15 protein-coding genes are annotated in these 11979 nt (G+C 62.7%); 9 read left to right on the top strand and 6 right to left on the bottom strand.

Features of this window, described 5'->3' with window-relative positions; all coding sequences use genetic code 11:
* Nucleotides 1-25: 25 nt before the first annotated feature.
* Nucleotides 26-673 carry a peptide-methionine (S)-S-oxide reductase MsrA gene (gene msrA / locus ACTXGA_RS17030; RefSeq protein WP_443395718.1) on the bottom strand — a complete coding sequence of 216 codons (648 nt, stop codon included), beginning with the start codon at nucleotides 671-673 and terminating at the stop codon, nucleotides 26-28.
* A gap of 196 nt (nucleotides 674-869) precedes the next feature.
* Here msrA and ACTXGA_RS17025 point away from each other — a divergent pair, with 196 nt between their 5' ends.
* Entirely contained in the window at nucleotides 870-1283 is a 414-nt protein-coding gene (locus ACTXGA_RS17025) for a DUF7282 domain-containing protein (RefSeq protein WP_443395716.1), read from the top strand.
* A gap of 129 nt (nucleotides 1284-1412) precedes the next feature.
* Here ACTXGA_RS17025 and ACTXGA_RS17020 read toward each other — a convergent pair whose 3' ends face one another.
* Nucleotides 1413-1838, bottom strand: coding sequence for a DUF1810 domain-containing protein (locus ACTXGA_RS17020; protein ID WP_443395714.1), 426 nt, complete (start codon nucleotides 1836-1838; stop codon nucleotides 1413-1415).
* Between the two features lie 128 nt (nucleotides 1839-1966).
* Here ACTXGA_RS17020 and ACTXGA_RS17015 point away from each other — a divergent pair, with 128 nt between their 5' ends.
* Entirely contained in the window at nucleotides 1967-2437 is a 471-nt protein-coding gene (locus tag ACTXGA_RS17015) for a hypothetical protein (RefSeq protein ID WP_443395712.1), read from the top strand.
* On the opposite strand, the gene ACTXGA_RS17010 is transcribed toward ACTXGA_RS17015, so the two are convergent.
* Together ACTXGA_RS17010 and ACTXGA_RS17005 are read right to left on the bottom strand one after the other, a co-directional pair.
* Nucleotides 2385-2666, bottom strand: coding sequence for an SCP2 sterol-binding domain-containing protein (locus ACTXGA_RS17010; protein ID WP_443395710.1), 282 nt, complete (start codon nucleotides 2664-2666; stop codon nucleotides 2385-2387). The two genes, ACTXGA_RS17015 and ACTXGA_RS17010, sit on opposite strands and share 53 nt — an antisense overlap.
* A 90-nt stretch (nucleotides 2667-2756) precedes the next feature.
* Nucleotides 2757-3980 carry an argininosuccinate synthase gene (locus ACTXGA_RS17005; RefSeq protein WP_443395708.1) on the bottom strand — a complete coding sequence of 408 codons (1224 nt, stop codon included), beginning with the start codon at nucleotides 3978-3980 and terminating at the stop codon, nucleotides 2757-2759.
* A 128-nt stretch (nucleotides 3981-4108) separates the two neighbouring features.
* On the opposite strand from ACTXGA_RS17005, the gene ACTXGA_RS17000 reads away from it, so the two are divergent.
* The 3 genes from ACTXGA_RS17000 to ACTXGA_RS16990 are packed head-to-tail and all read left to right on the top strand — an operon-like array spanning nucleotide 4109 to nucleotide 6918.
* Nucleotides 4109-4849, top strand: a complete 741-nt coding sequence (locus tag ACTXGA_RS17000) for a hypothetical protein (protein WP_443395706.1) — start codon at nucleotides 4109-4111, stop codon at nucleotides 4847-4849.
* A 36-nt stretch (nucleotides 4850-4885) separates the two neighbouring features.
* Nucleotides 4886-6112, top strand: coding sequence for a threonine ammonia-lyase IlvA (gene ilvA, locus ACTXGA_RS16995; protein WP_443395704.1), 1227 nt, complete (start codon nucleotides 4886-4888; stop codon nucleotides 6110-6112).
* Nucleotides 6112-6918 (top strand): SDR family NAD(P)-dependent oxidoreductase, encoded by an 807-nt coding sequence (locus tag ACTXGA_RS16990; RefSeq protein ID WP_443395702.1) that lies wholly within the window; start codon nucleotides 6112-6114, stop codon nucleotides 6916-6918. The genes ilvA and ACTXGA_RS16990 overlap by 1 nt, the downstream gene beginning before the upstream one ends.
* Nucleotides 6919-6923: 5 nt before the next feature.
* Here ACTXGA_RS16990 and ACTXGA_RS16985 read toward each other — a convergent pair whose 3' ends face one another.
* Nucleotides 6924-7259, bottom strand: coding sequence for an Hpt domain-containing protein (locus tag ACTXGA_RS16985; RefSeq protein WP_443395700.1), 336 nt, complete (start codon nucleotides 7257-7259; stop codon nucleotides 6924-6926).
* Between the two features lie 152 nt (nucleotides 7260-7411).
* Here ACTXGA_RS16985 and ACTXGA_RS16980 point away from each other — a divergent pair, with 152 nt between their 5' ends.
* Nucleotides 7412-8701 (top strand): PP2C family protein-serine/threonine phosphatase, encoded by a 1290-nt coding sequence (locus tag ACTXGA_RS16980; protein WP_443395698.1) that lies wholly within the window; start codon nucleotides 7412-7414, stop codon nucleotides 8699-8701.
* Between the two features lie 18 nt (nucleotides 8702-8719).
* On the opposite strand, the gene ACTXGA_RS16975 is transcribed toward ACTXGA_RS16980, so the two are convergent.
* Complete coding sequence (locus tag ACTXGA_RS16975; RefSeq protein ID WP_443395696.1) at nucleotides 8720-9163, bottom strand: NUDIX hydrolase; 444 nt, start codon at nucleotides 9161-9163, stop codon at nucleotides 8720-8722.
* Nucleotides 9164-9241: 78 nt separating this feature from the next.
* On the opposite strand from ACTXGA_RS16975, the gene hslO reads away from it, so the two are divergent.
* The 3 genes from hslO to ACTXGA_RS16960 are packed head-to-tail and all read left to right on the top strand — an operon-like array spanning nucleotide 9242 to nucleotide 11974.
* A complete protein-coding gene (gene hslO, locus ACTXGA_RS16970) occupies nucleotides 9242-10225 on the top strand; it encodes an Hsp33 family molecular chaperone HslO (RefSeq protein WP_443395694.1) in 984 nt (327 codons plus the stop codon).
* Nucleotides 10212-10814: a CoA pyrophosphatase gene (locus ACTXGA_RS16965; RefSeq protein ID WP_443395692.1), complete on the top strand. Its 603-nt coding sequence runs from the start codon at nucleotides 10212-10214 to the stop codon at nucleotides 10812-10814. Before hslO ends, ACTXGA_RS16965 begins: the two co-directional genes overlap by 14 nt.
* Nucleotides 10811-11974 carry a CCA tRNA nucleotidyltransferase gene (locus tag ACTXGA_RS16960; protein WP_443395690.1) on the top strand — a complete coding sequence of 388 codons (1164 nt, stop codon included), beginning with the start codon at nucleotides 10811-10813 and terminating at the stop codon, nucleotides 11972-11974. The genes ACTXGA_RS16965 and ACTXGA_RS16960 overlap by 4 nt, the downstream gene beginning before the upstream one ends.
* Nucleotides 11975-11979 lie beyond the last annotated feature (5 nt).

Genomic DNA, 11979 nt, shown 5'->3' with positions numbered 1-11979 from the left:
CTAAGACGCCCGGCCCGCGCAATGGTCAGTTCACGAACGGCGCGGCACTGCCCCACAGCTGCTTGACCCGCTGATCCCGACCGCATCCTTTGCGGTAACGCTTGTACGCTTCGCTTTGCTTGACGACGCCAAAGCGGGTCACGACGCGCTTTGATCCCTTGTAGTAATCCTGGTGGTATCCCTCGGCGAGGTAGAAGGCCTTGGCGGGCAGGATCGGGGTGACGACCTTCTTGCCCAACACCTTTTCCGCCTCGGCCTTTGCCGCCTCTGCGGCGGCCTTTTGCGCGCCGTCGGTATAGAAGATCGCGGTGCGATAACTCTCGCCGCGATCGCAGAACTGTCCACCCGCATCGGTGGGATCGACGGACCGGAAGAAGGTGTCATACAGCTGCCGGACAGAAACCTTGCCGGGATCGAAGGTGATCTTGACCGCCTCGTAATGGCCGGTGCCGCCGCGCGTGACCTGTTTGTAGGTGGGGCTGGCCGTGCTGCCGCCGGTGTAACCAGACACCGCCTTGCTGACTCCGCGGACCTTTTCGAAATCCGCCTCCACGCACCAGAAACAGCCGCCCGCGACGATGATGTCGGCGGCCTGCGCGCGTTGCGCGGCAAGGGGCAGGGCGGCAATGGCAAGAAAGGCGATGGCGGTCAGGCGATGGGTCAATCTGAACATGGCAGGGTCTCCTTTGCGGGTCAGGCTGCATGGCTTGGCCCGTTCTGGCAATCCGGCACAGCCCGATCTCACCCGAAGGTGAGTGATGCGTGAAAATCTGAACTTTTTGGAAACTTTCTTGGTGTTCCATCGTGGTTAGGACCAGTCGGCGGTTAAGGAACAGTTTCCGCCAAACTTTCAGACTGGGAGAAAAATTATGAAATTCAGTGTTTTGACTGCATCTTTCTGTGTTTTCGCCGGTGCCGCCCTTGCGGGTGGCCACGGTATGGCCCCGATGGTCGAGGCCAAGGACCAAAGCGTAACCGAAGGCACCGTATCAGCGTCCAAGGTTGTAGCCCCGGCCAATGGCTGGCTGGTTGTGCACCGCACGGGCGAAGAGATGAAGCCGGGCCCCGTCGTCGGCCATGCCCCCCTGCGCAAGGGAGAGAACATGGATGTGACCGCGATCCTGACCGAAGAGGTCAAGGCAGGTGACATGCTCATGCTGATGGTCCACGGCGAGGACGGAGGCATGACGACCGGCATCTTTGAATACAGCCTTGGTGCCAAGGAAGATGGGCCGATCCGTCAGGACGGCGAGCTGGTGATGACGACCATCACCGCCCAATGAGCTTAGCACCGGGGCGGTCGCCAACTCCGGCCCGGTGCGCTGCCGATGGTTATACGGCAGTGACGTGCCCGCGTATTGGGTACGGTGGTCGACCGCGCGGAAACCGATTCCCGGGTGTCCGCGCGGTCGTCATGTACTTGTGGTCAGGACCGCTGTCGTCACCGGGCACCGCTGACCGTCATACATGCGGTCCAGTACCTGGGAAAAACAGGGGGCTGCATCGGGCACGGCCTCGAACAGGGTCATGCAGGACCGCACCTTCAGCGCATCCACCGGGCCAAGGATATCCACCGGATCCGTATTAGCGTGTGCCAAGAGAAGCTCTGCGCTGTCACGCAACCGCTGTCCCAGAACCGGGTGGGCATAATAGGCTTGGGCCTCATCCAGCCCGGCCAGACCAAAGTGCCGCGCGCGGGGCGAGCGGCCAAGCACTGCCAACTGTGGAAAGAACCACCAGATCCAATGCGTGACCTTCCGACCCTGACGCAATTCGCGTTGGACATCGGCCCAGACGGGCTCTTGCGCAGTCAGGAATTCGGCATGGGTGGCGGTCAAAGTCGGGCCTTTCCGCTGTTTGTTCAATCATAGGAAGTCTGGCGTTTCAAAGCGAGGAATGCGTTCAAGTGGGAAACCGCCGGGCTTTTCCCGATGTGCGGGATCTGGCCGATCCCCATTTGAAACCCATGAAAAGACGTGACTTTCTCAGCCTCGGGGCAGGCAGCGCGATTGCTGTTGCCGCGCCTCTCCCGCGCCTTGCGATGGCCGCTCCGGCGGTCCGGGCGCCCCGCAACCTCTTTGTCTGGGCCGTGGCCATGGCCCGCGCCGGCAACCCGATCTCGGTCGGGACGCTGGAACTGGCGCTGAAGGATCCGGCCGAACAGGCGCAGGCGCTGATTGGCCGGTTGGTGTCGCAGGGTGTGGTCCAAGCCCCCAATGCGCTGGGCATCGCCCGTGCTGCGCGCCCGGCCTTTTCCGGTCAGATCACCTCGCCCAAGGCCGCCGCGCGTGCCCGGGTGGATAATGTCCGGACAGCCCTGCGCAAAAGAGCAGATCTGTTCGCAGACAAGGCGGAACAGGAGATCGGCAAGGACGACCCGGAGGTTAAAGAAGCTGACCCAGTTTCATCGCCACCGACATGTCCCCCGACACCTTGAGCTTGCCCATGGCAAAGGCGGTCATCGGGTTCAACTTGCCCTGAACCAGCTTTGACAGATTGTCCTGCGAAATGCGGATGGTGCAATCGGTGGGGGCGTCAGAGCGTTCGACCGTGGTGCCGTCAAGGCGCAGCGCACCGTCGTCACCGCAGTCAAATGACAGGCTGTGGTCCAGCGGTTTCTGCGCCAGACCCTTGCGCATCAGCGCGGCGATTTCGTCGAGTGTCATCCTGTCCTCCCGGTTCCAGACTTCTATGGCGCAAAACGGGAGGGCAGGGGTAGCATGACGTTACGCGATGCCGCGTAACGTCATTTTTGGTCAGCCAAGGCGACGCTTGCGCGCGGCCAGCAGGCGCAGGCGCAGGGCGTTCAGCGTGATGAAGCCCTTGGCGTCCTTCTGATCGTACGCGCCGGCATCATCCTCGAAGGTCACATGCGCTTCGGAATAAAGCGAGTTGTCGGACCAGCGGCCGATGCAGCGCACGGAGCCTTTGTAGAGCTTCAGCTTCACGGTGCCGGAAACCAGTTCCTGCGACTTGTCGATGGCCGCCTGCAGCATTTCGCGTTCCGGCGAATACCAGAAGCCATTGTAGATCAGCTCTGCATATCGCGGCATCAGCGAGTCCTTGAGGTGGCCCGCGCCGCTGTCCAGCGTGATCTGTTCGATGCCGCGATGCGCCTCCAGCAGGATGGTGCCGCCGGGGGTTTCATAGATGCCGCGGGACTTCATGCCGACAAAGCGGTTTTCCACGAAATCGAGACGCCCGATGCCGTGCTTGCGGCCAAATTCATTGAGCGCAGTCAGGATCGTCGCGGGCGACATCGCCTCACCGTTGATCGCCACCGCGTCGCCCTTTTCAAAACTCACCTCGATAATCTCGGGCGTGTCGGGTGCGTCCTCGGGGTTCACGGTGCGCAGGTGGACGTATTCGGGCGCTTCTTGTGCCGGGTCTTCCAGCACGCGGCCTTCGGACGAGGTGTGCAGCAGGTTCGCGTCCACGCTGAACGGCGCCTCGCCGCGCTTGTCCTTGGCGATCGGGATCTGGTTCTTCTCGGCGAAGTCGATCAGCGAGGTGCGCGAGTTCAGGTCCCACTCACGCCACGGCGCGATCACCTTGATATCGGGGTTCAGCGCGGCGGCGCTGAGTTCGAACCGCACCTGGTCATTGCCCTTGCCGGTGGCGCCATGGGCCACGGCATCTGCGCCGGTTTCCTCGGCGATCTCGACCAGACGCTTGGAAATCAGCGGGCGCGCGATGGAGGTGCCCAGCAGGTAGAGCCCTTCGTAGACCGCATTGGCGCGGAACATCGGAAAGACGAAATCGCGCACGAATTCCTCACGCACGTCTTCGATGTAGATGTTCTCTTCCTTGATCCCCAGAAGACGCGCCTTTTCACGCGCGGGTTCCAGTTCTTCGCCCTGGCCGAGGTCAGCGGTAAAGGTCACCACTTCGCAGCCGTATTCCGTCTGCAGCCATTTGAGGATGATCGAAGTGTCGAGGCCGCCGGAATAGGCGAGGACAACTTTCTTGGGCGCGGTCATGGATGTGTCCCTTTGGGCAGTTTGCGGGGCGGATTAGCCTGTTTTCGGGGGGGCTGCAAGGAAGGGACGTTGACCTTGACCGTCCGCATGCTACGCCCTGTGATCAAGGATTTGCAGAAAGGCAGGCCATGCGCGGCTGGCAAATATTCCGATATTCCTTCTGGACGGTCATCAACAACATGGAGACCGCCTTTCGGTTGTCTGTGGTGCTGTATGCGCTGCAGGCGCTGAATCAGGTGCTGGTTCTGCTTTACGCGCCCGAGGATCCGGTACGGGGTGTGCCTGTAAGCCTTGAAATCGCGGCGACTTTTCTGGTCACCGGCATTCTGGCGATTTTTGCCAGCTTGTGGATCGCGGTCGCGTGGCATCGATACATTCTGACCGGCGAGTTCGAGGAAGGCGCGGTGCCGCCCTGGCACGGGTCGCTGATCCTTGGCTATCTCGGTCGGTCGATCATGATCGGCCTGATCATCTCGCTGGCCTTGATTGCGGCAGGGGTTCCCCTGTTCATGTTGGCCAACGCGGTGCCTGCGCTTGGGTTTTTCGTGTTGTTCGCGATGGCTCTCTTGGCGGCCTACCTCATCTTGCGCCTGGGGATCATCCTTCCTGCCGGGGCCATCGGGCAGAAACTGACCCTGGGCGAGGCCTGGGCGTCAACCTCCAAGGAACAGTCCACGATCCTTGCGCTTGCAGTGATCGTCGTGGTGCTGAGCGCGGTGTTGCAACTGCCCTCATGGCTGAATCCAGAGCCGCGCTCCGTCGTCAATCTTGTCTACAACGTCGTGACCGGATGGTTTGTCACGATGGTCGGGGTATCGCTGCTGACCACGCTCTTTGCGGTTTTCATCGAAGGCCGCAACATCGACTGACTTGCGCCCGGGCGGGGCTTGGGCCACAGGTTTTGCATGACTGATTTCATTCAAAAGGCGCGCGCTGCCGAAGTGGCGATGCGCGCGGTCTTTCCGCTCACGCCGCTGTTGCGCAATGCCCATCTGTCGGACCGGTTTGGTGCCGAGATCCTGCTCAAGCGCGAGGATCTGAGCCCGGTGCGCAGTTACAAACTGCGCGGGGCCTTCAACGCCATGCGAAAGGCCAAGGGAGAGGGGCTGTTCGTCTGCGCCTCTGCCGGCAATCACGCGCAGGGCGTGGCGTACATGTGCCGTCATTTCGGGGTACGCGGCGTGATCTTCATGCCCGTGACGACGCCGCAGCAGAAAATCCAGAAAACCCGCATCTTCGGCGGTGACACGATCGAGATCCGCTTGATCGGGGATTATTTCGACGATTGTCTGAAAGCGGCGCAGGCGTTCTGCGCCGAGGAAGGCGGGCATTTCCTGTCCCCGTTCGACGATGAGGACGTGATCGAAGGGCAGGCTTCGGTCGCCGTGGAAATCGAACAACAGCTGGGCCGCGCGCCGGATCATATCGTCATCCCGGTGGGCGGCGGCGGGTTGTCGTCGGGTGTGCTGAGCTATTTCGGCACCTCCGTGCAATATACCTTTGTCGAACCGTCGGGCGGGGCCTGCCTGCGTGCGGCCTTGCAGGCGGGACGGCCCGTCGCGCTGCCCTCGGTCAATACCTTTGCCGACGGGGCGGCGGTTGCCCGGATCGGAGAACGCACATTCGACCGGCTCAAGGGTGTCGGGCTGGCCAATACGCTGACGATCAATGAGGACCGCCTGTGCCTGACGATCCTTGAAATGCTGAACGTCGAAGGCATCGTGTTGGAACCGGCGGGGGCCTTGTCGGTCGATGCGCTGCAGGATCTGGGGCAGGGGATTGCCGGGCGCACCGTGGTTTGCATCACATCCGGCGGAAATTTCGATTTCGAACGCCTGCCAGAGGTCAAGGAACGCGCCCAACGCTACGCCGGGATCAAGAAATATTTCATTCTGCGCCTGCCGCAGCGTCCCGGCGCGCTGAAGGATTTCCTTGGGCTTCTCGGTCCCGAAGATGACATTGCCCGCTTTGAGTATCTCAAGAAGTCGGCGCGCAACTTCGGCTCTGTGCTGATCGGGATCGAAACGGCCAAGCCGGAGAATTTCCAGCGTCTCTTCGGGCAGCTGGATGCGCATGGGTTCACCTATCAGGACATCACCGAGGATGAGATCCTTGCGCAGTTCGTGATCTGATGTTTGCGGGCAAGCGGGTATTGCTGACCGGTGCCGCGCAGGGGATCGGCCGCGCGCTGGCCAATGCGCTGCATCAAGAGGGCGCGCGGTTGGCGGTGTCCGACATGGACGCGGACCTGTTGTCCGACGTCGATGCGGAGGTCCATGTCACGGCGGACCTGCGTGACCCGGAGCAGGTGCAGAAATTCGTTGCCGATGCGCGGCAGGCGTTGGGCGGCGTGGACATCCTGATTTCCAACGCCGGGTTTACCCGTGGTGCGGTGGATGGGCCCTGCAGCGTGTCCGATGAGCAATGGCAGGACAGTTGGGACGTACACGTCATGGCGCATCTTCGCGCCGCCCGCCTTGTGCTGCCGGAGATGCTGAACCGTGGCGAGGGGCGGTTGGTCAATATCGCCTCAGCTGCGGGGCTGCTCAGCCAGATCGGTGACGCGCCCTATTCCGCCAGCAAACATGCGGCGGTCAGTCTGGCGCAGTCACTGGCCATCGAACATGGCGATCAGGGAATCCGGGTGTCGGTGGTCTGCCCGCTGTATGTCGCGACACCCCTGCTGGGCTATGCCGAAGGCGCGCCGCAGGACCGGCCGCATGATCGCGTCCTGACAGCCGATGAAGTGGCCGCAACCATCATCGAGGGGCTTCGGCGGGACCGATTTCTCATCCTCCCGCACCCCGAAGCCGAAGTACATTTCCAACGCCGGGCCGCGGACATGGACCGCTGGATCGAGGGGATGCAACGGCTGCGGCGCAAGGCATTCGAAGACGGCCCTCCGCAGACCCTTGCCGATCTGCACCGGCGGATCTGAACGGCTCAGGCGGCCAGACGTCCGGGCAGGTCCTGTTCGAACTGCTTCTTGGAAGTTTCGAAAGCTGTACGGACCTCTGCCGGGGACACGGTCTCTGGCTGTCCGGCGGCGGCGGATTTCTCCCCCTCCTGGCACAGGGTCGCCAACGCCTGAAACCCGAGGTTCAGGGCCGCCCCTTTGAGAAAATGCATCTGTTCCTCGACAACAACCGGATTTCCGGCGCTGCCTTCCAGCAGGACGATGGCATTTTCGACCTCGTCCAGAAACAGCTCGACCACTTCGCCGAAATCCTCGGCGCCAATTTCATCCACCAGTTCATCGACTCGCGACCAATCAATCATGAGGCACCTCCTGCGCGTCAGGTTTACCCCCAGATGGTAAAGAGCGGCTTTCGCTGGGTGACCCGCAATCCCCGCGATGCCGCGCATTTTAAGTTTCAGATTGCATTAACGGTGTCGGGCTACTGACGGCCTGTGCGCAGGATGTAGGCCCAGTGCGAGAAGGATTCGAATTGGAGATCCGAAAAATCGATAGCCCGACGGAATTGACCGGTGCGATTCAGCGCGTGCTTCTGGTTGACGACAGCCGCGCGCAACTCAAGATGCTGGGCATGATGATGCGGCGCTGGGGGTTTGAGGTGCACACCGCAGATTCCGCATTGGAGGCGCTGGACATCTGCCGCCAACACCCGCCGGACCTTGTGCTGTCGGACTGGATGATGCCCGGTATGAACGGGATCGAATTCTGCCGGGCGTTCCGCGATCTCCCGCGGGACGGCTACGGCTATTTCATCCTGCTGACCTCCAAGAGCGAAAAGGAAGAAATCGCACAGGGGCTGGACGCGGGGGCCGATGATTTTCTGACCAAGCCGGTCAACCCGCACGAATTGCGCGCCCGCATCAAGGCCGGAGAGCGCATCGTTTCGATGGAGCGAGAGCTGTCCGAGAAGAACCGGCAGGTGTCAGAGGCGCTGGATGAGTTGCGCGAAATCCATACTGCGATCGACAACGATCTGCGGCAGGCCCGCACGATCCAGCAGTCGCTGGTGCCCGAACGGGTCTGCGAGATCCTGACCTCACGCGTCAGCCTGTTGTTGCATCCCTGCGGCCATGTGGGCGGCGACCTTGTGGGCATGTTCCGCCCCGGTTTCGGGCGTCTTGGCCTCTACAGCATCGACGTGTCCGGCCACGGGATCACCTCTGCAATGGTCACCGCGCGGGTGGCCGGATACCTGTCCAGCACCTTTCCTGAGCAGAACATCGCGCTGGAACGGCGCTTTGACAACTTTTTTGCCATGCGCGAACCCAGCGAGACGGCGCGCCTGTTGAACCAGAGACTCGCCGCCGATCCGGGGGTCGAGGAATATCTGACCATGGGTTATCTGGCCGCGGATCTTCTGTCCGGACGGATGCGCATGGTTCAGGCCGGGCATTCCCCGGCCCTGCTTCTGCGGCCGGACGGCAGTCATGAATTCATCGGCAACGGCGGCCTGCCGATCGGGCTGGTGGATGAGGTCAGCTATGAACAGCATGATTTCACCATGTCCTCTGGCGATCTGCTGCTGCTCTATTCCGACGGCTTCACCGAGGCCGTCACCAAGAGTGGTGAGATGTTGGGCGATGACGGGCTGGTGCAGCTGTTCCGCGACTCGGCGCGCGGCGGCGTCGGTCCCGACCTGCTGGAAGACATGTTCTGGCGGCTGACGGCCATCATGGAAAATCCCGAAAAGCTGGGCGATGACGTTTCGGCGGCCTTGCTGGAATTCGACGTCCTGAAACGCTGAGGAGCCGTGGCGACGATTTCAGACCAGCCCGAAACACTCCCTGACAAACGCCCGGTCACCGGGATTGCCCAGCTCCTGCGCCGCGTCCCCGGGCGGTAACCACAGCGCGGTATGCCCGTCCTCGGACGGGGGGCCATGGGGCCGCACCGGTTGGGCAAGGTAGATGATGCACAGTTTTTCCGCCCAGAGATCGTATTCCGGCATGAAGGTGAACCGCCGAAACGCGCCCAGCCGACGCGGTCGCGCGATGCGCCAGCCGGTTTCTTCGAACACTTCGCGGTAAAGCGCGGGCAGGGGCTGTTCGCCGGGATCGATCCCCCCGCCCGGCAGCTGAACCTCGGGCCAGGGGGTCATCTGATGGGTCAACAGAAGCTGCCCGTCACGCGGCAGAATGGCGTAGACTCCGGGCCGCAGGACATAGCGTTGCCCATCGCGCGGCGGTTTGCCATGCCGTGGTGTCATACCCGGCCCCCTTTGCGTCTCTGCTCAATCGGCTTATATGGACGCGATATGCCATTCGCAGGCAGACAAGGAAACCCCATGAGCATCGGCAACAAACTCGCCTGGGACGACACCGTCCTGCCCTTTCAGCTTGACCGTTCTGACATGCGCGGCCGCGTTGCGCGGCTTGACGGCGTGCTGTCGGGCGTGTTGAGCCAACACAAATACCCGCAAGCGGTCGAGGCTTTGGTGGCCGAGATGACGCTGCTGACCGCGCTGATCGGCCAGACCGTGAAACTGCGCTGGAAGCTTTCGCTGCAGGTTCAGACCAACGGCCCGGTGCGGATGATCGCCACCGATTACTTCGGCCCCACGGATGAGGGTGAGCCGGCCCGGATTCGCGCCTATGCCAGCTTTGACGCGGACCGGATCACCGACGACGCGCCCTTTAAACAGTTGGGTGACGGGTATTTCGCCATCCTGATCGATCAGGGCAAAGGCATGCAACCCTATCAGGGCATCACCCCGATTGCGGGCGACAGCCTGTCTGACTGCGCGGCGGCCTATTTCGCCCAGTCCGAACAGCTGCCCACGACCTTTGCGCTGTCCTTTGGCCGCTCGACGGAACCGGGTGTTCCGGAACATTGGCGCGCGGGCGGGATCATGTTGCAGCACATGCCCAAGGCCTCGCCCTTTGCGACGGAAGGGGGCTCTGGCGATGAGGGGCTGCTGATGGCGCAGGACCTTGTCAGTGGCGAAACGGAAGAGAACTGGAACCGGGTCAACAGCCACATTCAGACGGTCGAACAGCTGGAGCTGATCGGCCCGACCGTGCCGCCGACCGAACTGTTGCTACGGCTGTTCCACGAGGAATCGCCGCGCGTCTTCGACACCCAGCAGGTGCGGTTTGGCTGTACCTGCTCCGAAGCGCGCGTGCGTCAGAGCCTGTCGATCTATTCGGCCAAGGACATCGAGAAGATGACCACCGAAGAGGGCCGCGTCACCGCCGATTGCCAGTTCTGTGGCGCGCATTACGATCTGGACCCGGCGACAGTGGGGTTCGAGGCCGATGCCGACAGCTGAACAAGAGGCCGCGCTGCGCCGGGCACCCGGTGCAGTGGGCGCGCCGTCGTCCGATTTTGACCTGAACCCGGGTACGGTGCTGCCGGAGGGGCGCAAACTGCGTCCCGCCGGTGTGCTGGCCGCATTTCAACGCGGGCCGGAGGGGTTGGAACTGATCCTGACGAAACGGTCCAGCCGGTTGAAACATCACCCCGGCCAGATCGCCTTTCCGGGTGGCAAGGTGGATCCCGGCGATGCCGATGAGGTCGCCGCCGCGCTGCGCGAAGCGCATGAGGAAGTGGCGCTGAACCCCGCGCAGGTCGAGGTGCTGGGCACGCTGCCGCCGCATGAAACGGTGACCGGATTCATGGTCACGCCGGTTCTGGCGCTGATCGACGGCCCTTTTCAACCGGTGGCCGAACCGGGCGAGGTGGAAGAGGTCTTTGCCGTGCCCTTCGCGCATGTCACCGATCCGGCGCGGTATTCCGTGCAGGGGCGGCGTTGGCGCGGGCAACGCAGGTTGTATTACACCGTTCCCTTTGGCCCCCATTACATCTGGGGGGCAACCGCGCGGATGCTGCGCGCCCTGGCGGATCGGGTGCAGAAATGACCCGCGTCACCGGTGACTGGCTGGATTCGTCTTCGACGCAGGCGGTCATGGCGATGCTCGAAGACGGCGGCCATCTGGCCTACGTGGTCGGTGGCTGCGTGCGCAATGCGCTGTTGGGCGTGCCGGTGTCGGACGTCGACATTTCCACCGATGCCCGCCCCGAACGGGTGATGGATCTGGCCAGGGCTGCCGGGTTGAAATGTGTTCCCACGGGCATCGACCACGGCACCGTGACCGTGGTGGCCGAGGGGGAGGGGCATGAGATCACCACCTTCCGCGCGGATGTCGAAACCGATGGGCGGCGCGCCGTGGTGCGTTTTGCCGACGATATCGTCGAGGATGCGGTGCGGCGCGATTTCACCATGAACGCCCTGTATGCCGACCGGCACGGGACGGTTGTCGATCCGCTGGGCGGTTTGCCGGACCTCGATGCGCGGCGGTTCCGCTTCATTCTGGATGCCGATACCCGCATCCGGGAGGATTACCTGCGCATTCTGCGGTTTTTCCGGTTTTCCGCGTGGTACGGCGACCCGCATGAGGGCATGGACGCCGAGGCGCTGGATGCCATCGCCCGCAATCTGGACGGGCTGGACGTTTTGTCGCGCGAACGCGTCGGCGTGGAATTGGTGAAGCTGCTGAAAGCGCCGGATCCCTTGATGGCGGTATCGGTGATGGAACGCCTGGGCGTGCTGCCGCATGTGATGCCGGGCTCTGCGGCGCGAACGCTGGGCCCCTTTCTGCTGCTGGAAGCGCAGCTGAACTTGCCGGTGGATCCGATGGCCCGCATGGCCAGCCTTGGCTTTGCGGATGGTGCGTCATTGCGGCTGTCGAAGGCGCTGCAGAGGCAACTGGCCCTCTACACTGATCTGATGAGCAGCGCTGAGAGCCCCGCCGAGCTCGCCTATCGGCATGGGCAGGACGTGGCGCGAACTGCCGTTGCCCTGCGCTGCGCCAGTCTGGAGATGCCCCTGCCCGATGACCTGACGCAGCAGGCTGAACGAGGCGCTGACGCCAGATTTCCCCTGAAAGCCAAGGACTTGATGCATCTCCATCAGGGTCCGGCCCTTGGCGACGCCCTCCGCCGGACAGAGGCGATGTGGATTGCGTCGGGCTTTGCGTTAAACAAGGCAGAGTTGATCGACCGGATCGACGAGGGGTGACAGGG

This window comes from Antarctobacter jejuensis (assembly GCF_052266595.1).
Lineage (GTDB): Bacteria > Pseudomonadota > Alphaproteobacteria > Rhodobacterales > Rhodobacteraceae > Antarctobacter > Antarctobacter jejuensis.
The sequence above is the reverse complement of the archived record's forward strand: the minus strand, read 5'-3'. Positions and strand labels throughout refer to the sequence as shown.